Consider the following 23203-nt stretch of genomic DNA (forward strand, 5'->3'; position numbering starts at 1 on the left):
CGGGACGACGGGGGGAGTTGATGGCCATCGCCGATAAACTGCTCGTTCAGCGTCAGCGCCACCTCAAATGGCGCTGGCTCGACTGGCTCGAGCTTGCGCTGATGATCCTCTGCGGCGTGCTCTGCTTCGGCTTCTCGCTGTCGGTGACCGCCGACATCGTCACCCGCACCATCGGCCATCCCTGGCTGTGGCTTCAGGAAGTCACCTCGACGCTGTTCATCTATGCGATCTTCGTCGGGACCGCGGCCGCGACCCGGCGCAACGATCATCTTTACCTCACGGCGATCTCCGAGGCGATGCACGGCACGCCGCGCCTGATCGTCGAGGTGATCATTCGCCTCGTCGTGCTCGGCGTCGCCTTCGGCCTGGTCTGGTACGGCTATCAGAACTATCTCCGCGGCTTCGGCAGTTTCCGCCTGCCGTCGGGCACCCCGATCGCCTCGCTCTACGCGATCATCCCGCTGTCGGGCGTGCTGATCGGCCTGTTCACCATCGAGCAGCTCGTCAACGGCTTGCGCAACGGCTTTGACCATCCCGAGCCGCCCGAGGAGGACGGGGCGCCCGTCATCACCGAGGCACAGATGAGGGCGCAGCCGTGAGCGCACCGATTGTCCTGGCGTTGATGTCGATCTGCTTCCTGTCGTTCGGCTATCTCGGCGTGCCCGTGCCGTTCTCGCTGATGGCCGGCGTCTTCATCGGTGCGCTCCTGTCCGACGTGTCGCTGGCCGCGATCATCCAGAAGATCTTCGACGGCGTGGACTCCGAAGCGCTGCTGGCGATTCCGTTCTTCCTGCTGGTCGGCGAGCTCATGAGCTCGGCCAATGTGGTGGTGCGGATCGCGAACCTGTCGGTGTCGCTGGTCGGGCACATCAGGGGCGGGCTGTCGCAGGTCGTCGTCGTCTTCAGCATGTTCTTCTCGGAAATGTCGGGCTCGACCACCGCCGACGTCGCCGTGATGAGCCGCGCGCTGGGCGGCCCGATGAAGCGCGAGGGCTATGAGCCCGCCTTCATCGCGGCGATCATCGCATCGGCCTCGACCATTGCGGCGCTGGTGCCGCCGAGCATCACGGCGGTGGTCTACGGCGCGGTCGGCAACGTCTCGATCGCCGGCCTGTTCATGGCGGGTGTCGTGCCGGGCCTGATGATCGGCTTCGGCCTGATGATCTACTGCTACTTCTTCGGCCCCTCCGGCCTGCGCAAGCCGCGCGCGCCGCTGCGGCAGGTGGCGTTCGCCGCGGGCGATGCCGCCCTGCCGTTGATGATCCCGGTGATCCTGCTCGGCGGCATCCTCACCGGCTGGTTCACGCCGACGGAAGCCGGCGTCGTTGCCGTGGTCTGGATCATCCTCGTGGTCATCCCCGCGCTCAATCGCGGGCACATCAAAAAGATCCCCTACGATTTCTGTCTCGCCGGCCTAATCTTCTCGCTGCCGCTGATCACCATCGGCGCCGCCAACGCCTTCGGCTGGATGCTCGCTTATCTGCGCGGCGCGACCTATATCGCCGAGTGGATCACCTCGATCGCCGGCAACGATCCGCATCTGATCATGCTGCTGATGGTGCTGCTGTTCACCGTGGTCGGTGACTTCATCGAGCCGGTGCCGACCATCATCATCTTCATGCCGCTGGTCAACGCGCTGACGGAGGCCGGCGACATCAACGCCGTGCATATGGGCGTGGTGCTGATCGCCACGCTCGCCTTCGGTCTGATCACGCCGCCTTACGGTCTCGTGCTGCTGATGGCCTCGAAGTTCGTCGGGATCAGTTTTGCCAAGGCCCTGCGCGCCGCATTGCCGATCTATGTGGTGTTCCTGGCCACGATCGCGTTCGCGATCTACTTCCCGAGCGTGGTGCTGTGGCTGCCGCAGAAAGTGCTGCCGGAATCGGTCGGGTGCTTCAAGTCGCCGGCGGGGACAGGTTACATCTGTCCCAAGTGAATGCCCAAGTGACCGTCCCAAATGACGGTCCTAAGTGACGAGTTGCTCCACGCGCCAATGCGCTGCTTCGCGGACATAGCGAAACGGCGTGCCGTGGCTGTTCTTGAAGTAGCTGCCGCTGAGCGCCTTCGCGATACCCTGCATCACCGCGTCGTGGCAGACGAACAGGAAGCGGTCGCCGGGATGCCGGTCGAGCCACGATGAGACGCAGCGCAGGGAACGTTCGGTCATGGCGTCCCAGTTCTCGCCGTCGGCGGGCAGGATCGAGACGAGGCCCGTCGCCGAATTGACGCCGTGCTTGATCATGAGGTCGCGGACGGGAAGGCCCTCGAAGCTTCCGAAATCGAACTCGATGATGCCGTCGTCGATCGTGAGCGGCACCGAGATCGCGTCCGCGATGATCTCGGCCGTTCGCGCCGCGCGCACCAGCGGGCTTGCGACGATGCGGCTGATACCAGCACCGCGCAGCATGTTCGCGGCCTCCTGCGCTTGCCGCAGACCGTCCTCGTTCAGCGGGTTGTCCGTGCGCCCCTGGAAGCGCCCTTCGCGATTCCAGTCGGTCGCACCGTGACGCAGGCCGCAGAACGAGCGCGACGGCGCCGGCGCGCTCACTTGCCCTTGCTCGTGAATTTCTTCACGGCGACGCGGAAATCCTCCGTGTTCATCGCCATGATGATCTTGTGCTCCTCGGCATCGAGCTGCTGCTTCACCGGCGTGGTGGCAGCCTGATAGACCAGCGACTTGGTGCCGGCGATCGCCGCCGGCGGGTTCTGCGCCAGGCGCTCGGCGAGTTTTCGCGTGGCCGCCTTCAACTCGGCGGCCGGAACGGTCTTGGCGACGAGGCCCCATTCATAGGCCTGCTGCGCGGTAAAATTATCCTCGGACAGGAAGATCTGGAGCGCACGTCGCGATCCGACCGTGCCGACGATCCCGACCGTCGAGCCGCCGTCCGGCGACACCCCGATCTTGGCATAGGCCGGCGTGAATTTGGCATCGTCGGCAGCGATGCAGAGATCGGTGACGAAGGCGAGGCCCATGCCGGCGCCGGCCGCCGAGCCGTGCACGCTGGACAGCGAAATCTTCGGCATGCGCCGGATGATCTCGATGAAGGCGTGATAGTGCTTCAGCAGCTCGCCGACGACCGGCGTCACCGTGTTGGCTTCGGCCGCAGCGCCAATCGTCTGCAGATCGCCGCCGGCCGAGAAGGCGCGGCCTTCACCTTCGAGCACCACGACCCTGATGTCGTCGGCGCCCTCGATATAGGCCGCGAGCTGTTCGAGCTTCTGCGCGATCCCAAGGTTGATCGAGTTGAACGCGGCGGGGCGGTTGAGCGTGATGGTTGCGATCGGGCCGTCGATCCGCAGCAACGCGGGATCATCGGGTTTGGAGACGGGAGCTGGCATTCTGGAAATCCCCGGCATGAGGTCGTTTCCGCAACTAAATCGCAGATGGGCAGGGGTGACAATCCCCGGCGGCCAGTGCCCCGCATGCCGCTCTTGCGCAAGCCGAAACGATAGGCTCAAATGGGGCTGCCTTTGTTTAGGGACGGACACGAGCGCCGGCTCCTCCTAGGCCAGCAAAGCCAAAATCAGCGAGAGAGGAGACGACATGGGTTACGCTCGTGTCTCCGGAAATGGGCTGTTCCAATGACGGACGGTCCGGTGATCATTGTCGGGGCCGGCCATGGCGGCTACCAGGTCGCGGCATCCCTGCGCCAGGCGGGCTTTTCCGATCGCATCTGCCTGATCAACGACGAGGCGCATCTGCCCTATCAGCGGCCGCCGCTGTCCAAGGGCTATATCAAGGGCTCGGCCGGGCCGGATAGCCTGATGTTCCGGCCGGAGAAATTCTACCAGGACCAGACAATCGAGCTGATCGCGGGCCGCGTGGTGTCGATCGACCGCGCCGGGCGCAAGGTGCATCTCGCATCTGGCGAGACGCTGCCCTACGGCCACCTCGTGCTGGCAACGGGTGCGCGGAATCGGTTGCTCGATCTGCCCAACGCCAATCTGCCGGATGTGAAATATCTGCGCATCCTCGACGACAGCGAGGCTTTGCGAAAGATCATAGCCTCGAAGACGCGCGTCGTGGTGATCGGTGCCGGCTTCATCGGTCTCGAATTCGCGGCCACCGCGCGGATCAAGGGGCTCGAGGTCGACGTGCTCGAACTCGCCCCGCGCGTGATGGCGCGCGCGGTGACGGCGGAGGTCTCGGAGTATTTTCAGGCGCGGCATCGCGAGGCCGGCATCCGCATTCATCTCGGTGTGCAGGCAACCTCGATCGAGGCCGAGGGCAGCAAGGTCACCGGCGTCTCCTTGAGCGATGGAAGGCATCTGCCGGCCGACCTCGTCGTGGTCGGTGTCGGCGTGTTGCCGAACATCGAGCTGGCGGCGGAGGCGGGGCTTCCGGTCGCCGCCGGCATCATCGTCGACGAATATCTCTCGACGTCCGATCCTGACATCTCTGCGATCGGTGACTGCGCGCTGTTCGCCAGTCCGCGCTTCGGCGGATCGCAGCGGCTGGAATCGGTGCAGAACGCCACCGATCACGCCCGCTGCCTCGCGGCGCGGCTGACCGGCGACCGCAAGGCCTACGACAGCCATCCCTGGTTCTGGAGCGACCAGGGCGACGACAAGCTCCAGATGGCGGGGCTGACCACCGGCTACGACCGCGTCGTGCTGCGCGGCGATCCCGCGAAGAAAGCGTTCTCGGCGTTCTGCTACAAGGGCGACAGGCTGCTCGGCATCGAGTCGGTCAACCGTGCCGGCGACCACATGTTCGGCCGCCGCCTGTTCGGCATGGAACGCTCGATCACGCCGGAGCAGGCGGCGGATGAAGGCTTCGACCTGAAGAGCGCGCTGGCGTGATCAACTGGCCTTGACGACCGCGGCGACTTCCGCGGCCGTCGGCATCGACGGCCCGGCGCCCATGCGCTGCACGCTGATCGATGCGGCGGCGTTGGCGAAGGCGAGGGCCGTGCGCAATTGCACACCCTCGGCCAGCTGCGAGGCGAGCGCGCCGACGAAGCAATCGCCGGCGCCTGTGGTGTCGACCGCCTTCACCGCGCGCCCGGGCACTGCGAATTCCTCGCGGCCGGCGAGCGCGAGCACGCCCCGCTTGCCGAGCGTGATGCAGATGGTCTGGTCCGCGCGCGCCTGAAGTTTTCGCGCGACGGCGATGATTGTTGCGGCCTTGTCGCTGTCCGAGAGCTCCACGCCTGCGAGGAAGCCGAGCTCGGTCTCGTTCAGCACGAGGATGTCGACGAGCGCGAGCAGCTCGCCGGACATCTTTTGCGCCGGCGCCGGGTTCAGGAGCGTCGTTGCGCCGGTGCTACGGGCGCGCTGGAAGAACGCGGCAATGGTCGGCAGCGGGATCTCGAACTGGCTGACGGCGACGTCGCCCTTCGCCAGCGGGACGTCCGCGACGTCGTCGGCGCTGACCAGCGCGTTGCTGCCGGGGATGACGACGATGGTGTTGTCGGAGGCCGCGACCGTGATGATGGCTGTGCCGCTGTGCGTGTCGGCGTCGCGAACGGAGCCGAGGTCGATGCCCTGGGCGCCGAGGAACGTCCGCAACTCGGCCCCGAACGAATCCTTGCCCAGCCGGCCGATCAGCGTGGTCTTCACGCCGAGCCTGGACGACGCGACCGCCTGGTTCGCGCCCTTGCCGCCCGGAAAATACAGCACCTGCTTGCCCGCGACGGTCTCGCCGACCCTTGGATGGCGATCGGCGGTCGCCACCACATCCATGTTGATGCTGCCGGCGATGTACACGCGCCCCATGATATGACCTTACAAAATCCTAGACCCTGACTTCGAACTCGTGCCTGACTTTGGCGATGTCCACAAGGGTCGGCAGGCCGGCCTCGTTGCCGAGCCGCTGGATCTTGAAGGTCGAGGCGGCGCGGGCGAAATCAAAGTGCTCGCGCCAGCTTTTGCCGGGATGGGCGAGGTAGGAATAGACATAGGCGCCGTGGAAGACGTCGCCGGCGCCGTTGGTGTCGATCACGCGCTCGCGCGGGATCGGCATCGCCGGCATGGTCTCGACCGTACCTGTCTCGTTGTACCAGAGCAGACCCTTCTCACCCATGGTGACGCCGCCGATCTTGCAGCCGCGGCTCTTGAGGTAATCGAGCATCTTCTCCGGCGTCAGGTCCATCTGCTCGCACAACCGTTCGGCGACGATGGCGACGTCGATGAATGCGAGCAGCTCATGCGTGTTGGTGCGCAGGCCGCCGCCGTCGAGCGAGGTCAAAATGCCGGCCTCGCGGCAGACCTTGGCATAGTGGATCGCGGCATCGGGCTGGTGGCCGTCGATGTGCAGCGCGCGGCAGCCGCCGAGGTTGAGCATCGGGAACGGATGGATGTGCTCGTCGTCGCGGCAGCGGACGATGGCGCGCTTGCCGTCCTTGGGCATGATGAAGGACAGCGAGGACTGGTTCACCTTCCGCCCGTGCAGCGAGATCGCGTATTTCGCGCACATGTCCTGGAACATCCGCCCCAGCCAGTCATTGGCCGCCGTGGCGATCAGATCGGGCACGATGCCGAGCTTGGCGCAGCAGAACGCGGCCGTCACCGCGTTGCCGCCGAAGGAGACCGCGTAGTTCGTCGCCACGTGTTTCTCGTCGCCGGTCGGCATGTGGTCGGTGATGAAGACGACGTCGATATAGGTCTGTCCGATAAAGAGGGCCTGCATTGGTTGTCCGTGATGCGCTGGGTGGTCCCGGCCGGCGGGATTTACTCTAACACCGGTTCCGCTCTGGGGACGCTGAAATTATTCGCAAAACTGCCGCCAGAGCGCTTGAGGTCGGCAGGGGGCCGGAATACGACCATCACCGGCCCATGCCAAGCCCGGACAAACGCCGTCTCTCGGAATATGGTTCCGGGCCGATCAGAAGGGGAAATGATGATCACCGGCCTCGATCACATCGTCGTTCTGGTGAGCGATATCGATGCGGCCAAGGCAGCGTATCAGACACTGCTCGCCCGCGCGCCCGCCTGGCAGAATTCCGGCGAGGGCGCCGACCGCGTGCTGTTCACGCTCCAGAACATGACGATCGAGCTGATGGCGCCGAGCGGCTTCAATGTTGCCGCGGACCGGATCCGCGCGCTGCTCGACGACCGCGAGGGCGTGCTCGCCAGCCTGTGCTTTCGTGTCGCAGACATGGGCAAGATGCACCGGCGGCTGGAGCGGGTCGCCTTGAAGCCGGATCCCATTGCCGAGGTCGAAAGCAGCGACGCCGGGAGCGGCGCGGTCCTGCACTGGCGGCGCACCCGTGCCGCGACCGAACTGACGCGTGGCGTGCGGATGTTCTTCCTCGAGCTCGCCGAGGAGCGGCCGCTGTCGGCTGCGACCGACATCGCGCCGATCGACGGGCTCGACCACGTCGTGGTGACGACCGAGGATTCCGACCGTGCCGCCGCGCTCTATGGCGCCCGGCTCGGGCTTGATCTCGCGCTCGACCGTTCGCACCAGGATTGGGGCCAGCTGATGTTCTTCCGCTGCGGCGACCTCATCGTCGAAGTGGTGCGCCGCCCCGTGGCTGGCGGCGACATCATGCATGACCGGCTCTGGGGCCTGAGCTGGCGGGTGGCCGACATCGACGCCACGCGCGCCCGCCTGATCGCCGGCGGCCTCGACGTCACCGAGGTGCGCAACGGCCGCAAGCCGGGCACGCGGATCATGACGGTGCGGAACGGCACCTGCGGCATCCAGACCGTGCTGCTGGAGCGCTCGCCGAAGCCGGTGGATTAAGAGCGCCGTTCTTCCCTCTAGAAGACCCCTGTAGGGTGGGCAAAGGCGCGCTTGCGCCGTGCCCACGTCTTCTAACAAGTCTCCAACACGTGGGCACGCTTCGCTTTGCCCACCCTACGAAACTGTCTCCGCGCCGGCAGTCTGGATTGCTTCGTCGCTTCGCTCCTCGCAATGACGGCGGGAGCGTGGTACATGGCATACCGTGAGCACCCAGCGAGCAACCGGTTTGGCGAAGGCAAAGCGAACTCTGAAATGGCAGCGCGACCCCGAAGGGATGCGGCTGCGCATTCTCGAAGCCGCCAAGCAGGAGTTCTCGGCCCATGGCCTCGCCGGCGCGCGTGTCGACCGCATCGCGGCCAAGGCCGGCGCCAACAAGCGCATGCTCTACTACCACGTGGGCAACAAGGACGAGCTTTATCTCGCGGTGCTCGAAGGTGCCTATGACAAGATCCGCAGCGAGGAGCGGGGGCTCGACCTCGAACATCTCGATCCGCCCGAGGCGATCCGCCGGCTGATCGAGTTCACCTGGAGCTACTTCCTGCGCAATCCCGAATTCCTGTCGCTGCTCCAGACCGAGAACCTCGCGCGCGCCAAGCATTTGAAGAAATCGACCAAGGTCAAGTCGATGCACTCGCCCTTCGTCGAGATGATCCGCACCGTGGTGCGGCGCGGCGTCGACAGCGGCGACTTCCAGGTCGCCGTCGATCCGGTGCAGCTCTACATCTCGATCGCGGGGCTCTGCTTCTTCTATCTCTCCAATTCGGCCACGTTGAGCGTGATCTTCGGTCGCGATCTGCTCGCCAGGGACGCCAAGGACGAGCGGCTGGCGCACATGGTCGGCCTCGTGCTGGCCGCGCTGACGGGGCAGTCGGTGGCGCTGTTCGAGATTGCGAAGACCCCGAAGTCGCGCACTGCGGTGGCGCAGACGGTTTAGCGCGCGCTATCTCCCCATCGTCGTCCTGGCGAACGCCAGGACCCATACCGCGTGATCTATCGATTTGGCCGCGGTGCTAATCCCGGACGACCAGCCTTCGCCAAACCCCTCCCTGGGGTAGTGGGTCCTGGCGTTCGCCAGGACGACACCGATTGTGTGGGACGGGTGTGCATTCCATCACAATCCTCCATTGAGCCCCGGAACCGGCACAAAACGTCACAGGGAAAGCTCTGGACAGTATTTATCCAACGAGTTAATTTCTCCTCCGAACGAAGAAGAATGCCGGGAGTGAGACGTGGCTGAATTGAAGCCGCAAAGTGCGGTGTCCAAGATACTGAACGCGGCCTGGGTGCGGCCGTTTCTGTTCCTGGTGTTCATCGTCGTTGCCTGGGATCTCGCGATCCGCCTGTTCAAAATTCCCGCCTATCAGATTCCGTCGCCGGGCGATGTTCTCGCCGTGCTGCGCACCGAATGGCCCGAGCTGCTGCGCCAGTCCTGGCCGACCACTTATGCGACCGTCTGCGGCTTCCTGCTGTCGGCGCTGTTCGGCATTCCCGTCGCGATGCTGATCGCGGGGTCGAAGACGGTGGAGAGCTACGTCTATCCGCTGCTGGTGTTCTCGCAGTCCGTGCCGAAGATCGCGATCGCGCCGCTGTTCGTGGTCTGGTTCGGCTTCGGCATCATCCCAAAGGTGATTTCGGCGTTCCTGCTCGGCTTCTTTCCCGTCGTCGTGTCCGCCGTGCAGGGCTTCAAGTCCGTCGACCCTGACATGGTCGATCTCGCCCGCGCCATGCAGGGCAGCCGCTTCCAGGTGTTTCGCGCGGTGAACCTGCCGCATGCGCTGCCGGCGATCTTCTCTGGCCTCAAAGTGTCCGTGACGCTCGCCGTGGTCGGCGCCGTCGTCGGCGAGTTCGTCGGCTCCAATTCCGGCATCGGCTACGTGATGCAGCGTTCGATCGGCACGTTCGACCTGCCGACGATGTTCGCAGCGCTCGTCATCCTCGCGCTGCTCGGCGTGATCCTGTTCTGGATCGTCGACCGGATCGAGAAGCTGATCATTCCCTGGCATGTCAGCCAGCGCGAAGACGTGATTTTTGCCTCTTAACTTAAGCAACGGCCATCAACGGCCGAAACATAACGACAAAGGGAGAGTGACGATGAAGCGGTGGATAGGGGCTGTCTCGACGGCGTTGATGGTGTTCGCGGCCATGCCGGCGCAGGCAGCCGACAAGGTCGTGCTGATGCTGAACTGGTACGTCTATGGCGAGCACGCGCCGTTCTATTATGGCAAGGCCAAGGGCATCTATGCCGCCGAGGGCATCGATCTCGAGATCCAGGAAGGCCGCGGCTCGGCTGCGACCACGCAGGCTGTCGCCGCCAAGACCGCGGACTTCGGCTATGTCGACGTTCCCACCATGATGCGCGCCGCGATCAAGGGCGCGCCCGTGGTTGCGACCGGCGTGCTGCTCCAGACCAGCCCGATGTCCGCGATGGGTTTTGCCGACAAGAACATCAAGAAGCCCGAAGACATCAAGGGCAAGACGGTGGCGATCACGCCGGCGGATTCCATGACCCAGATCTGGCCGCTGTTCCTGAAGAAGACCGGCCTGAAGGAGAGCGACTTCCAGACTGTTGCCGGCGACGGCCAGACCAAGCTCAACGCGGTCATCAACGGCCAGGCTGACCTGCTGCTCGGCTACGTCATGGACCAGTCGATGAAGATCAAGGACGCGACCGGCAAGGACGTGTTCCCGATCAAGTTCGCCGACTACGGCATCAACATGGTCTCCTCGGGCATCATCGCCAACTCCGACTATGTGAAGGCCAATGCCGACCTCGTCCGCCGCTTCATGTCAGCGACGACCAAGGCGGTCGAGGCCGCCGAGAAGGAGCCGAAGGCGGCGGCGCAGTCAATCCTCGATGCCAACCCCAAGGGCGGCAAGATCGATACGCTGACGCAGGGCTTTGAGCTGACCATTCCGCTCTACCGGACCGCGGAGACCAAGACCAAGCGGCCGTTCCAGGTCACCGACCAGAACATGACCGACTCGGTCAATCTGATGGTCGAATATGGCGGCCTCGACGCCAAGGCCAAGGAGAACCCGAAAGCCTTCTATACCAACGACTACCTCCCGAAGAGTGGCTCGTGAAACCAGCGGCGATCGTGAGTGACACCGTGCAGCCGGCCGCGCATCTGAGACTGGTGAGCGACCGGGCGGCGGGCGATGCGTCGGGCATAAAACTGTCCGGCGTATCGAAGACCTACCGGACGCGCGACGGCGACGTGCCGTCGCTGCGTCCGCTCGACTTCCACATCAACGATGGCGAGTTCTTCGTCGTCGTTGGCCCGTCCGGCTGCGGCAAGTCCACGCTGCTCAAGCTGATCTCGGGATTGCTGCCGCCGACCACGGGCGAGGTGCTGGTCGAGGGCGAGAAGGTGACGAAGCCGCATGGCAATGTCGGCATCGTCTTCCAGAACGCGCTGCTGCTGCCATGGCGGAACATCCTTTCCAATGTGATGTTGCCGATCGACATGAAGCGTCTGCCGCGGCAGGAATATCTCGATCGCGCCAAGGCGCTCTTGAGGTTGGTCGGGCTCGAAGGGTTCGAGAAGAAGCTGCCCTGGCAGCTCTCCGGCGGCATGCAGCAGCGCGCCTCGATCTGCCGCGCCCTGGTGCACGATCCCAGGATCATGCTGATGGACGAGCCGTTCGGCGCACTCGATGCGTTGACGCGCGAGCGCATGAATGTCGAGCTGATGCGGATCCAGCGCGAGACCAGGAAGACGGTTCTGCTGATCACGCATTCGATTCCGGAAGCCGTGTTCCTCGCCGACCGTGTGCTGGTCATGACCGAGCGGCCCGGTGCGATTGCGGCGATCTACGACGTGCCGCTGCCGCGCCCGCGCTCGCTCGACGTGATGGCCGACCCTGTCTTCACCGAGCTCGTGCAACGCATCCGCAAGCATTTCTTCTCGCAAGGTGCATTGGACTGAAATCATGGCGCCGCGCCTGAAGCTGCGAGACATCGCATTCTTCGAACGACCGACGCAGTTCGCGCGGCCGTTTCGCTTCGGCGCGATCACGATCAACGCGACGCCGCAGCTGTTCGTGCGGGTCGAGATCGAGGTCGAGGGCAGGGGCGTTGCGGTCGGCGCCAGCGCCGAGCTGCTGGTACCCAAATGGTTCGACAAGCGGCCGGAGCTGTCGCCGGCGCAGACGGTCGATGGCCTGCGACGATCGCTTCAGATCGCGCGCGGGCTGTATCTCGCGCAGACCGGTTTTCGCCCCGCGTTTGGATTGCATGCGTCGTGCATCGGCGCCCAGATCAAAGCGTGCGCTGAGCAAAGTATTCCGCCGCTTGCCGCGGGCTACGGTTCGGCGGAAATCGACAAGGCGATCCTCGATGCGCTCCTGCGCGCGGTCGACACGAATTTTTTCAACGGAATGGCGGATAACATCGCGGGGATCGATGGGCGCATGACGCTCGATCTGACTGGCGCTGACATCACGGGGTTTCTGAAGGAACGAACGCCCTTGCCTCGCGTCGCCATCCGCCACACGGTCGGCCTCGATGACGAGATAGAGGGCGAGGGTGGCGTGGCAGACGTGCGCGAAAACGCCGGCGCGCGCTATTTCAAGCTCAAGCTGTCCGGCAATCCGGAGGGAGATGCAGCGCGCCTGGTACGTATTGGCAAGGAGTTCGATACGCTCGACCATGACTACAGGGTCTCGCTCGACGCCAACGAACAATACGCTGACCTCGCCGCGTTGCGCGTGCTGATCGATCGCCTTGATCACGACGCGGCGCTGCGGCCGATCGCGGCCAGGCTGCTCTATATCGAACAGCCGATGCCGCGCGACATCACTCGGGAGACCGCGCTCGGTCCGCTCGCTACACGCGACTTCATCATCGACGAGGCCGATGATTCCTATGATGCATTTCTGGCGATGAGGCCGCTCGGCTATCGCGGCATCTCCTCAAAGTCCTGCAAGGGTCTCTACAAATCGATCATTAACGCGGTCCGCGCAGCTCAATGGACCTCCGGTGCCGAAACCTTTTTCGTGACCGGCGAGGACCTCACGTGTCAGGCCGGCCTTGCCGTGCAGCAGGATCTCGCGCTCGGTGCCTTCATCGGCGTCACCCACGCCGAGCGCAACGGCCATCACTACGTCGACGGCTTCGGCGACACGCCGGCCGCTGAAGCGCAGGCCTTCGCGGCCGCGCATCCCGATCTCTATGCCGATGCCGGGCAGGGCATCCGGCTCTCCATTCACGACGGCGATCTCCTGACGGGGTCGCTCAACGCAACGGGCTTTGCGACGTCGGTCCATCCGGACTGGTCGGCGCTCTCCCCGCTCGAACAGCCAAAATCACTTCAGGAGCAATTGGCATGACCACCCAACGCCTCGGCCTCATCATGAACGGCGTCACCGGCCGCATGGGGCTCAACCAGCATCTGATCCGCTCGATCGTCGCGATCCGCGAGCAGGGCGGCGTCCGCTTGAAGAACGGCGACCGCATCATGCCCGATCCGATCCTGGTCGGCCGCAGCGCCGACAAGGTGGAGGCGCTCGCCAAGCGCTACAACATCACGCGCTGGACCACCGACCTCGATGCGGCGCTCGCCGACAAGAACGACACCATGTTCTTCGACGCCGCGACCACGCAGGCGCGGCCCGGTCTGCTGACCCAGGCCATCAACGCCGGAAAGCACGTCTATTGCGAGAAGCCGATCGCGACGAACTTCGAGGAGGCCCTCGAAGTCGTCAAGCTCGCCAATGCCAAGGGCGTCAAGCATGGTACGGTGCAGGACAAACTGTTCCTGCCCGGCCTGAAGAAGATCGCCTTCCTGCGCGATTCCGGCTTCTTCGGCCGCATCCTCTCGGTGCGCGGCGAGTTCGGCTATTGGGTGTTCGAAGGCGGCTGGCAGGAGGCGCAGCGCCCGTCCTGGAACTACCGCGACGAGGACGGCGGTGGCATCATCCTCGACATGGTCTGCCACTGGCGCTACGTGCTCGACAACCTCTTCGGCAACGTCCAGAGCGTGGTCTGCATCGGCAACACCGACATCCCCGAGCGCTTCGACGAACAGGGCAAGAAGTACAAGGCGACCGCGGATGATTCCGCCTACGCGACCTTCCAGCTCGAGGGCGGCGTCATCGCGCACATCAACATGTCCTGGGTGACGCGCGTCTATCGCGACGACCTCGTCACTTTCCAGGTCGACGGCACGCATGGCTCGGCCGTCGCGGGCCTCACCGACTGCATGATCCAGGCGCGGCAGGCTACGCCCCGTCCGGTCTGGAATCCCGACGAGAAGCGGCTGCACGATTTCTACGGCGACTGGCAGAAGCTGCCTGACAATGTCAGCTACGACAACGGCTTCAAGGAGCAGTGGGAGATGTTCATCCGCCACGTCTACGAGGATGCGCCCTACAAGTTCACGCTGCTCGAAGGCGCCAAGGGCGTTCAGCTCGCCGAATGCGCGCTGAAGAGCTGGAAGGAACGGCGCTGGATCGACGTCGCCCCGATCAAGGCCTGAGGAGGGACCCATGAACAAGCCCGTCCAGCCGATGTCGTCGTTGTCGCTCAAGCTGCCGAAGGCCGACCGGTCGATCGAGACCTACCGGCTCGCGGCCTCGCGCACGTTCCCCGCAAAGCTCGAGGGGCCGCTGAACCGCATCGCCTTCTCGGCCGTGCACACGGTGGTCGATCCCTTCGCGGACAACGATCCCTGGCTGTCGGCTGCCGTCGACTGGGACAAGACCATCGCCTTTCGCGAGCACGTCTGGGATCTCGGCCTCGGCGTTGCCGAAGCCATGGACACCGCCCAGCGCGGCATGGGGCTGGACTGGCCGACCTCGCTGGAGCTGATCACGCGTTCGGTCGGCGCCGCCAAGCGCCGCAACGCGCTGGTGTTCTCCGGTGCCGGTACCGACCATCTCGCGGTCGAGGATGCGAAGAGCCTCGACGACGTGATCCGCGCCTATGAGGAGCAGATCTCGGCGGTCGAGAAGGTCGGCGGCCGCATCATCCTGATGGCGTCGCGCGCGCTCGCAAAACTCGGCCGCAATGCCGACGACTACGCGAAGGTTTATGACCGTGTGCTGTCGCAGGTCCGCGAGCCCGTGATCATCCACTGGCTCGGCGACATGTTCGACCCGGCGCTGACGGGATATTGGGGCACGAAAGACCTCGACAAGGCGATGGATACCGCGGTGGCCATCATCAACGGCAACGCTGCCAAGGTCGACGGCGTCAAGGTCTCGCTGCTCGACAAGCAGCGCGAGATCGACATGCGCCGCCGCCTCGACAAGCGCATCAAGATGTATACCGGTGACGATTTCAATTATGCGGAGTTGATTGCCGGTGACAGCGAAGGCTTTTCGCATGCGCTGCTCGGCATCTTCGATGCCATTGCGCCTGCGGCGTCCTACGCGCTGTCGCGGCTGGCGGCCGGCGACGAGGCTGGCTTCCACGACGTGCTGGGGCCGACGGTGCCGCTGTCGCGGCACATCTTCAAGGCGCCGACGCGGTTCTACAAGACCGGCGTCGTGTTCATGGCGTATCTCAACGGCCATCAGGATCATTTCACCATGGTCGGCGGTCAGGAAAGCACGCGCTCCACGCTGCATCTGGCCGAGCTGTTCCGTCTGGCCGACAAGGCCGGCCTGCTTGCCAACCCTGAACTCGCGACGCAGCGGATGAAGACCGTGCTCGCCACCCACGGTATCGAATCCTGATGCGCGATTTTTCGTCCGACCATCGCTGGCTGTCGCTGAACACGGCGACGGTCCGCAAGCAGGGGGACCTGGTAGAGATCATCGATGCCTGCGCGAAGCACGGCATCCGCGCCATCGATCCCTGGCGGGATCAGGTCGCTTCCGTCGGTCTCGATCGCGCGGCGCGTGCGGTGCGCGATGCCGGCCTCGATCTCTCAGGCTATTGCCGTGGCGGCATGTTCACCTCGGACGCGTCGCGCCGCACCGAAGTGCGCGATGACAATCGCCGCTGCGTCGATGAAGCCAAGGCGCTGGGCGCACCCTGCATCGTTCTCGTCGTCGGCGGCCTGCCGCAATATTCGCGGCCGGGCAGCGCGGCGTCGAAGGATATCGTGGCGGCGCGCGGGCAGGTCGAGGAAGCTCTCGCCGACATGCTCGATTACGCCAGGCAGGCAAAGCTGCCGCTGGCGATCGAGCCGCTGCATCCGGCCTATGCGGCCGACCGCGCCTGCGTGAACACCACAAAGCAGGCGCTCGACATCTGCGACCGGCTCGATCCTGATCGCAGCGGCATGCTGGGCGTCGCGCTCGACGTCTATCACATCTGGTGGGATCCGGAGCTGATGGGCCAGATCACGCGGGCCGGCAAGGATCGCCTGCTCGCGTTCCACGTCTGCGACTGGCTGGTGCCGACCAGGGACATCCTCAACGACCGCGGCATGATGGGCGACGGCGTCATCGACATCAAATCCGCGCGCGCAGCCGTCGAGGCGGAGGGCTTTGCCGGCTATTCCGAGATCGAGATCTTCTCGAATGACTGGTGGGGCAAGCCGATGGATGAGGTGCTGCGCACCTGCATCGAGCGGCACAGGACGGTGGTGTAGCTCCCACGCGCGTTGCCTCACGGGCTTGCGAATTGTTTCGGCGTGTCGAAGCGCGCCTTCTGCTCGCTCCTTGGCGTGGCATAGAACTCGTCCAGGTTCGGCCAACTCGGCGGTTGTGATGGGCCTGATGCTCTACCCCCGCTTTCGGCAGCAGAATGGACTTGGTCGGACTTGCTGCCGGCTCGACCTGATCCCGAATGACCCGAGGCGGACGTTGGCATTTCTGTCGGGTGACGCCGGCTTTTGGGACGCGGAGGGACGTCAAGTCTGGTTTGAGGACCACCTCGTGGTTCGGCGCTCCGTGTCGCAAGATACTGGCGGACAACGGGACGCAAGCCATCTGCTCAATGATGGTCGCGCGGGTCAACCAAATGTTGTAAGGTTCAACGATCGCGCGTCACTGCTCGGAAGGTGTCCGGGTACTTGGTCCCTTAGCATGACAAGGTGCGCATGAATCAGGCTGAGCAAGCGACAGAGGCGCCGTCCATCGCACCGTCGATGATTACGAGGCGGCTTGCTGCCATCGCCTTTGCCGATGTCGCCGGCTTTTCCCGGCTCATGGGTCTGAAGGACGTTGATACCGTCATGCGCTGGAAGGCGTTGCGGACCGAGATTATGGAGCCTCACATGGCTCGCCACGGTGGACGGATCGCCGAGATTGCGGGCGACGCCGTGCTGGTCGAATTCCCGAGCGTCGTGAATGCGGTGCGTTGGGCGACCGACGTTCAGCGTGTTCAGGAGCGCATTGTCGGCGACAAGGATCCATTCGCGCTGCATCTTCGCATTGGCATCAACGTCGACGACATCATTGACGAAGATGGAATATTGCAGGGTGACGGCGTCAACGTTGCGTCTCGCATCCACCAGGCCGCGCAGCCCGGCCAGATAGTCGTCACGGCGGCAGTCCGCGACTACGTCATCAATCGACTGCCACTGACATTTCATCACCTCGGCGCGCCTGTGATGAAAAATATCATGCGAACCGTTCATGTCTATTCCGTCGAGTGGACCGAGGGAGACGGAGACCGCCAGATCGCGCAGCCATACCTGCAATGGGCGTCGAGGCCGACGCTCGCCGTGCTGCCGTTCCGGACGATCGGCGGTACAGACGACGACAGCTATTATGGTGAGGGGATCACGGACTCGATCATTACCGGACTCTCCAGAAATCGGTCGCTTTACGTCATCGCGCGCAATTCTACCCTTCGTTATAGCGCCGGCGGAAAAGACCTGCGACAGATCGCCAGTGAGCTCGATGTTCGTTACCTGCTCGACGGCAGCGTGCAACGCCAGGGCACGCGATTGAGGATCAACACGGAGCTGACCGACATTTTGGGGAATGTCTCGATCTGGGCCCAACGGTACGAGGGGTCCACCGACGACCTGTTTGAATTTCAGGATCGCATTGCCTCAAGCATACTGTCCTCGATCGAGCCGCGCGTTCGTGCAGTCGAGATGGCTCGCGTCGCTGACCGCCCGACCGAGAGTTTGGATGCATTCCACTGCGTCCTCCGCGCGATGTCGCTTCTGTATCTCCTCACCGAAGAAAGCCACCGGGAAGCGGGTCAACTCCTGGAACGGGCGATCGTGCTCGATCCGTCCTATGCTCAGGCCCATGCCTACCTTGCGTGGTGGCTGAACTTCCAGTTTGGCGAAGGTTGGTCGCTGGACCCGGACCGCGACCGGGCGCGCGCCCTCATCGTGTCGCGGCGCGCCATCGAACTCGACCCCGACGATCCGTTTGCGCTGGCTGTGGCCGGGCACATCCTCTCCTTCATGGGAAAATCACCGGGAGAAGCGATGGAGCTTTTTGGGCGGGCGCTGGCCCTCAACGAGAACTTGGCGTTCGCATGGGGTTTGAGCGCCTTGACGCTCGCCTATTTGGGGCGGCCCGACGAAGCGCTGGAGCGATTGCAGAACGTATGGCGTCTTAATCCCTTTGATCCCTTGAACTTCTATTTTTGGATCGTGGCGGGAATTGCCGAGTTCGTCGCTGGGCGGTACGATGAAGCGATCGTTTACCTGAACAGGTCACGGCGGGCGAATCTACTTTTCCGTCCCTGCATACGAACTCTGGCCGCCGCGCTTGCCCTTTCGGGTGACGAAGCTGGAGCTGAATTGGCGGCTCGACAGCTTCTCGAAATTGAACCTTCGTTTAGAGTCTCAACTTTCGTTTCCTGGTATCCGCTGCGGAAGGATGATCTGGATCGTTTGGCGAAGGGATTGCGCGCCGCGGGGTTACCGGAATAGCCGCATATAAATTTCAAGCGTCAGGGAGGCTTGCCATGGGAGCTGGTGCTGGAGCGGGGGCAGGTGCTGGAGCGGGCGCAGGTGCTGGAGCGGGCGCAGGTGCCGGAGCGGGCGCAGGTGCCGGAGCGGGGGCAGGTGCTGGAGCGGGCGCAGGTGCCGGAGCGGGCGCAGGTGCCGGAGCGGGTGCAGGTGCTGGAGCGGGTGCAGGTGCAGGAGCCGGAGCGGGTGCAGGAGCCGGTGCAGGCGCGGGAGCCGGTGCGGCGTACAGTGCCGAAGCGGGGCCGGGCACGGGACGCAGTTTTTACGCAACCCCGTGGGACCTGGGCTTTCGACCTTGGGCACTCGACTTCACTCCAGATGACGCTGGGAATCCGCCGTATCCGTGGGCGGAAGTCGTAAATCCCTATCAGGTCGACGCCGCAACCGGGCAGGATGCGTTCCTCGAATGGACGACCGATGATTGGGACCCGGCATTGCGGTTCTGGACGCTTCCATACGACCGTTATCTCACGCAATGGCTGACGGCAGTCGATCCCTCTCGACCGTCAATCATGGTGGCGCGGGAATTCGGCGGCCAGAGAGATCAATGGCAATTCGGTCGGGCTGAGCTGCTGGCGATGAGCTGGCTCGAGGGCCTCGATTTGGCGTGGCAACCCGATCCCCGGTCGAATCCTCTGGATCCCAACCCGTACGGCACTGCCACAGGTCCCGGGTGGATTGCGGCGAAGGCTGCGGCCTTTAGCTCGATCCTTGGCGAAATCGAACAACTGCAAATGTTGATGCAGGACGATCGCGATCGCTATATGGCCGAAATCATCGAGCAGGCGGATGGCAGCGCCGGCTACATTACCGCCTTCATCGATACGAGTGAATCACGGCGCCCGTGGACAATGGAGCTCATCAATTGCGGGTACGCGATAGGTAACGTCGCATATTTTTATTACAAGCAGCAATTCAGGCGCGTTCGCCCATCGACGTTATGCCCGGGGCTGGCGCCTCCGTTCGGTCCGCCCGCCCATCCGTCGTTTATCAGCGGGCATTCCTTCATCGGTCATTTCATCGCGCTTCTGCTCCTGGAAATACCGGCGCTTCGCCAGCGCTACGGCATGTTCGCCGCTCCATACGACGGAAAGCTGGGCAAGGTGGTCGACCGCTATCCGGCCGTGACGATATCCCTCGCCAACCCCGCTGTCGTCACCTTGAGCGCGTTGACGGCGCACGGTCTGAGCCCCGACGATCCGATCAATTTTGAGCCTCTTCCCGGCGGCCAGCCGCTTCCCGCGCCGCTCGTCGTCGGAACAACCTATTACGTATTGGCCCCCGGCTTGACCGCCAATAGCTTCGAAATTGGCGCTGTGCGCGGCGGCGTCCCGATCAACACCGGGCCTGCGGGGCCGGCTGTGGCGGCCTTGCTACCCTTGGCAAACCCTTTGATGGGGCGCGGCGAACTCACATCGCCGCTGCTTTGGCTTGCCGGGCGTATCGCCAAGAACCGCGAACGTCTCGGCGTCCACTATGCTTCCGACTCGGCTGGAAGTCGTCACATCGCAGCCGGTATTTGGCGAGCGCTGCTGCACGACAGCACGCCGAGCCGCATTCATTGTCCAACGCTCCGCTCGGTGCTCGCCCACGCAACCGCCGAGTGGCCGACCAAGTGGCCCTGACCGGGCCTTGTCCCTTTTGCTCGGCCGACCTGAACAACGAAACGCACGCCATAGCATCGGGCTGCCGCTAGGGGCCGCCAACGACGATGAGACCGAGATTGTTGTCATTGGGTACGAGGTCAATGAGGTCCGTGGGCAGTTGGCTGCACGGGAATGACGTCGTTGGATCAGTGTTGGCAGCGTCGTCGCCGCAGGTTGCGATAGCCAGCACCAGATAGCGGGTGCCGGATGACGGTGGGTTGAACGTGAAATCAAATTCGACAGGCGGCGCACCGGGGGCAATGGTTTGGCCGGGGCTTGGTGACGGGGTGCACGGTGTCCACGGCGTTGACCCTGGTGAAGTATCATTCCATTTCGGCGGACTGCCACTGGGCCATGCGTGCCACCAAACGCTGACTTCAACATTCGTTGCCTGTTGACCGCCGCGGTTTCCGACCCTCACGGTAATATTGCCGCCCGACACGACGATCGCGCTTTGGTCGGCTTGCCACAAGGGCGGAGCACCTGAACCGGACTGGTTGGGATCCCAATCGAGCGAGACCGGATTGTAGCTGCCCGGCCCATACGCGATATCGCCGTAGGGCGAGGCTTCCGAAAGTGGCCGCCGGTCCAGAATGTAGACGTCGACCGGCGGTGGAAGGCCTGGCGCGTTGGTGATCGTTCCGGCAATGGCATACAGGCCCTGGACTTCGAACGCCCAGCGAATGACCTTGTGCACACAGCCGCCAACCCTGTGGAACGAGAACGATTTGGTGTTGCTGGCGGTGTACGGAGGTGGAGGAAAGGTCACCGTAATGTTGACGTCCCAGGGAATGGGGCTGATGTCGGCGTCGATCAGCGCGGAGACGAGCTGATCCGGCTCGTTGGCCAACACGGTGATCGATGTCGGCAGAATCTGAATCCCCCTCATGATGAGGTAGACGGAATAGAGCGAAGCCGACTCGCGGGCGGATTGGTCAGGCTGGTTTTGCGTTCCCACCGCCTTCGTGTCGCCGCCGATAGCGCGGTACAGCCGGAACAGCGACGACGAGAGGATCTGCTCGGTCCAGTAACCCTTGCGGCGGGGCGGCGTTGAATCGGGCACCTGGGACATCGCATAGTGCAACGAGCCGCCCCAGCTCCATCCATGCGACACGCATCGGTCGTGGCGACGCGGCGCAAACACCCACGGGAATGTCGCGCCGCGCCAATTGCCGTCTCCCGCCAATTGCGATTGCGGGTCCGAGACGATCGCTGCGAGCGCGTCTCCGGCGCTGTGGGCGAAGCGGAATTCCAGCTCACCGACCGAGCACATCAAAAGCACATGCCCGATCTCGTGCCAGATCCAGCGCGCGTCGGCCGCGATGCCAAGCGGCTCCGCTTGCGAGCGGTTGGTTCCGTCCCATGGCTTGCGCGCCCGGGTCGAAAGGTTGGCCAGCGCCAAATGCAGTTGCAGGATCGGACGATCGCCGAGCGGGGTCGGTCCGACGTAGTCGACCGGCCAGCCCTCCGGAAGAACACGTGCATTGACTGTCTGGCCGTCCTTGCCGGGGCCTGGCCTCACCCCGGAGCGATAAAAGACCTTGAGCGGCAGGCTGGCGATCCGAAAGTACGAAAGCGCATCAATTCCATACGCATCGAGCCGCTGGAAGAATTGCCTGACATTGTTGTAGGCGCTGATTGCCGCGAAGTCGTTCGATCGAACGAGAGGCGCGGACGTGCCGGGCAGATCGACCGTCTTCGGATCTCCCGGGCTAGGGGGAGGGGGAGGACCGTCGGCAAGAACAAATCCGGGGCAAACCACCACCCTTTCATCTTCGATGAATCCTGGTGGTAGTGGAAGGGTCGTCGGCGGGTAGATCAACGGATCCGCCTGATGCGCGGTGATTTCCTCATAGTCGCGATAGTGCTCGAGTGCTTCTTCGCTGCGTGTCGGACGCCGTTTGCGAAGATCAGTCGGCGGCTCCTGCGACGCAGGATCAAGCGGAAACACCCACGCGTGTCCAGGCGTCACCGCGTCGGCGACGAGCTCAACCTTGCTGACAAGAGCCCCAGCTTCTTTCGGCGTCCCGAAGAACACGAACGAATACGGCGTAGCCTTGGTTCGGCCGCCATCCGTCTCGGGCTTGCTCGCGGCTTGCCACTGGACACTCGGTGTTCCGTCCGGTGTTCCGTCGGATGCGGTGGCGATCCGGACGCCTCGAATGGAGACGGATTGATTTTTCAAGCCAAGCTGCTCGGACATCTCGGCCTTGACCCGAGAAAGCGAGGCCGTTCTGAAGATCGGTGCGAACTCGTTTTTCTTTACCAAATTGAATACTTTGACGGTGCTGTAAGGGCCGAACGGAAGTGACGCGGTCATTCCGGTGATGCGTATTTCGTATTCTCCGTTTACCGGCCGCGCATGCGCAACCACGCGGATGCCGAACCCGGAGCCCAGGAAATGGCCGCGTGGTGGACTGTCGGGGTCGGCATCGGGGGCGGGGTCGAGGTCGGGAATCCACTCGGAAGCCACCAGAATCACGGTCTGATCGACAAGAGCGCCTGCGTGCGACTTGGGCTCAACTCGGAACGACACGAACGGGTTGCCGGCATCGTCGCCGTCCGGATCCGCAGGAGGCCAGCCAAGTGGCAGCCACCGGATGAAGCCCGAACCGCGCTTGAAGAACTCCCTCGAGTCGGTTGTGAACACTGCCGGCAGATCGATTGGCGGATCGATATCGTCGTTGCTCGCTACCGCTTCGAGGTATTCATTTCCCACGCGCTGCATATTGGAATCATCAATTGCGGGGACGGTAACGAGAAACGGAGCCGTTGGATGACGCAGCAAGATAGAGGTCGGTGTGTTGTCCGCGTCGCCCCAGCGCTCGCTCCAGAGCGCATATTTGCTGGGATGCCACTCCGGTGAATCGCCCGGTCCGCGAGCAACTTCATCTGCCATCTGCCACCCCTCCTGCTTGAGGCGTCCGTCACCCTGTGACGGCGCTCAATGGTGTGTGCACTTGCGCCTGGCGTCGTTGTCGATGAATTCTACTCCATGCCGGCATCTCACGATAGCCGGTCCAGCAGGTATGGCC

20 protein-coding genes are annotated in these 23203 nt (G+C 63.8%); 15 read left to right on the plus strand and 5 right to left on the minus strand.

Translation table 11 applies throughout. From position 1 onward, the window contains the following. Nucleotides 1-20: 20 nt before the first annotated feature. Complete coding sequence (locus NLM25_RS13775) at nucleotides 21-599, plus strand: TRAP transporter small permease (protein ID WP_254117328.1); 579 nt, start codon at nucleotides 21-23, stop codon at nucleotides 597-599. Beyond that, the gene (locus tag NLM25_RS13780; RefSeq protein WP_254137282.1) at nucleotides 596-1936 is read left to right on the plus strand and encodes a TRAP transporter large permease; all 1341 of its coding nucleotides are present in this window, start codon (nucleotides 596-598) and stop codon (nucleotides 1934-1936) included. The genes NLM25_RS13775 and NLM25_RS13780 overlap by 4 nt, the downstream gene beginning before the upstream one ends. 30 nt (nucleotides 1937-1966) lie before the next feature. On the opposite strand, the gene NLM25_RS13785 is transcribed toward NLM25_RS13780, so the two are convergent. Next, nucleotides 1967-2548: a histidine phosphatase family protein gene (locus NLM25_RS13785; protein ID WP_254137283.1), complete on the minus strand. Its 582-nt coding sequence runs from the start codon at nucleotides 2546-2548 to the stop codon at nucleotides 1967-1969. Next, the gene (locus tag NLM25_RS13790) at nucleotides 2545-3339 is read right to left on the minus strand and encodes an enoyl-CoA hydratase/isomerase family protein (protein WP_254137284.1); all 795 of its coding nucleotides are present in this window, start codon (nucleotides 3337-3339) and stop codon (nucleotides 2545-2547) included. The genes NLM25_RS13785 and NLM25_RS13790 overlap by 4 nt, the downstream gene beginning before the upstream one ends. A 243-nt stretch (nucleotides 3340-3582) precedes the next feature. On the opposite strand from NLM25_RS13790, the gene NLM25_RS13795 reads away from it, so the two are divergent. After that, nucleotides 3583-4803 (plus strand): NAD(P)/FAD-dependent oxidoreductase, encoded by a 1221-nt coding sequence (locus tag NLM25_RS13795; protein WP_254137285.1) that lies wholly within the window; start codon nucleotides 3583-3585, stop codon nucleotides 4801-4803. On the opposite strand, the gene NLM25_RS13800 is transcribed toward NLM25_RS13795, so the two are convergent. Both NLM25_RS13800 and NLM25_RS13805 read right to left on the minus strand, forming a co-directional pair. Next, a complete protein-coding gene (locus NLM25_RS13800) occupies nucleotides 4804-5718 on the minus strand; it encodes a ribokinase (RefSeq protein WP_254137286.1) in 915 nt (304 codons plus the stop codon). A gap of 19 nt (nucleotides 5719-5737) precedes the next feature. Continuing rightward, a complete protein-coding gene (locus NLM25_RS13805; RefSeq protein WP_254117335.1) occupies nucleotides 5738-6631 on the minus strand; it encodes a sugar kinase in 894 nt (297 codons plus the stop codon). Nucleotides 6632-6841: 210 nt separating this feature from the next. Here NLM25_RS13805 and NLM25_RS13810 point away from each other — a divergent pair, with 210 nt between their 5' ends. The 12 genes from NLM25_RS13810 (at nucleotide 6842) to NLM25_RS13865 (ending at nucleotide 20147) form a co-directional block, all read left to right on the plus strand. Then, entirely contained in the window at nucleotides 6842-7690 is an 849-nt protein-coding gene (locus NLM25_RS13810) for a VOC family protein (RefSeq protein WP_254141174.1), read from the plus strand. A 226-nt stretch (nucleotides 7691-7916) separates the two neighbouring features. Continuing rightward, on the plus strand, nucleotides 7917-8624 hold the full coding sequence (locus NLM25_RS13815; RefSeq protein ID WP_254117337.1) for a TetR/AcrR family transcriptional regulator: 708 nt from the start codon (nucleotides 7917-7919) through the stop codon (nucleotides 8622-8624). Between the two features lie 295 nt (nucleotides 8625-8919). Continuing rightward, entirely contained in the window at nucleotides 8920-9729 is an 810-nt protein-coding gene (locus tag NLM25_RS13820) for an ABC transporter permease (RefSeq protein WP_254117339.1), read from the plus strand. Between the two features lie 52 nt (nucleotides 9730-9781). Beyond that, nucleotides 9782-10774: an ABC transporter substrate-binding protein gene (locus NLM25_RS13825; protein WP_254137287.1), complete on the plus strand. Its 993-nt coding sequence runs from the start codon at nucleotides 9782-9784 to the stop codon at nucleotides 10772-10774. Then, nucleotides 10771-11619 (plus strand): ABC transporter ATP-binding protein, encoded by an 849-nt coding sequence (locus NLM25_RS13830; RefSeq protein ID WP_254137288.1) that lies wholly within the window; start codon nucleotides 10771-10773, stop codon nucleotides 11617-11619. The genes NLM25_RS13825 and NLM25_RS13830 overlap by 4 nt, the downstream gene beginning before the upstream one ends. A gap of 4 nt (nucleotides 11620-11623) precedes the next feature. Beyond that, nucleotides 11624-13021 (plus strand): hypothetical protein, encoded by a 1398-nt coding sequence (locus NLM25_RS13835; RefSeq protein ID WP_254137289.1) that lies wholly within the window; start codon nucleotides 11624-11626, stop codon nucleotides 13019-13021. Then, on the plus strand, nucleotides 13018-14169 hold the full coding sequence (locus NLM25_RS13840) for a Gfo/Idh/MocA family protein (RefSeq protein WP_254117347.1): 1152 nt from the start codon (nucleotides 13018-13020) through the stop codon (nucleotides 14167-14169). Before NLM25_RS13835 ends, NLM25_RS13840 begins: the two co-directional genes overlap by 4 nt. Before the next feature lie 10 nt (nucleotides 14170-14179). Beyond that, on the plus strand, nucleotides 14180-15370 hold the full coding sequence (locus tag NLM25_RS13845) for a dihydrodipicolinate synthase family protein (protein WP_254137290.1): 1191 nt from the start codon (nucleotides 14180-14182) through the stop codon (nucleotides 15368-15370). Then, complete coding sequence (locus tag NLM25_RS13850; RefSeq protein ID WP_254137291.1) at nucleotides 15370-16233, plus strand: sugar phosphate isomerase/epimerase; 864 nt, start codon at nucleotides 15370-15372, stop codon at nucleotides 16231-16233. Before NLM25_RS13845 ends, NLM25_RS13850 begins: the two co-directional genes overlap by 1 nt. A 450-nt stretch (nucleotides 16234-16683) precedes the next feature. Further along, entirely contained in the window at nucleotides 16684-18483 is a 1800-nt protein-coding gene (locus NLM25_RS13855; RefSeq protein ID WP_254137292.1) for an adenylate/guanylate cyclase domain-containing protein, read from the plus strand. A gap of 30 nt (nucleotides 18484-18513) precedes the next feature. Further along, entirely contained in the window at nucleotides 18514-18882 is a 369-nt protein-coding gene (locus tag NLM25_RS13860; protein WP_254137293.1) for a hypothetical protein, read from the plus strand. 74 nt (nucleotides 18883-18956) lie between these two features. Next, a complete protein-coding gene (locus NLM25_RS13865; protein ID WP_254137294.1) occupies nucleotides 18957-20147 on the plus strand; it encodes a hypothetical protein in 1191 nt (396 codons plus the stop codon). Nucleotides 20148-20214: 67 nt separating this feature from the next. Here NLM25_RS13865 and NLM25_RS13870 read toward each other — a convergent pair whose 3' ends face one another. Further along, nucleotides 20215-23067 (minus strand): hypothetical protein, encoded by a 2853-nt coding sequence (locus NLM25_RS13870; protein WP_254137295.1) that lies wholly within the window; start codon nucleotides 23065-23067, stop codon nucleotides 20215-20217. Nucleotides 23068-23203: the final 136 nt, after the last annotated feature.

The organism is Bradyrhizobium sp. CCGB01, from assembly GCF_024199795.1.
Taxonomy (GTDB): domain Bacteria; phylum Pseudomonadota; class Alphaproteobacteria; order Rhizobiales; family Xanthobacteraceae; genus Bradyrhizobium.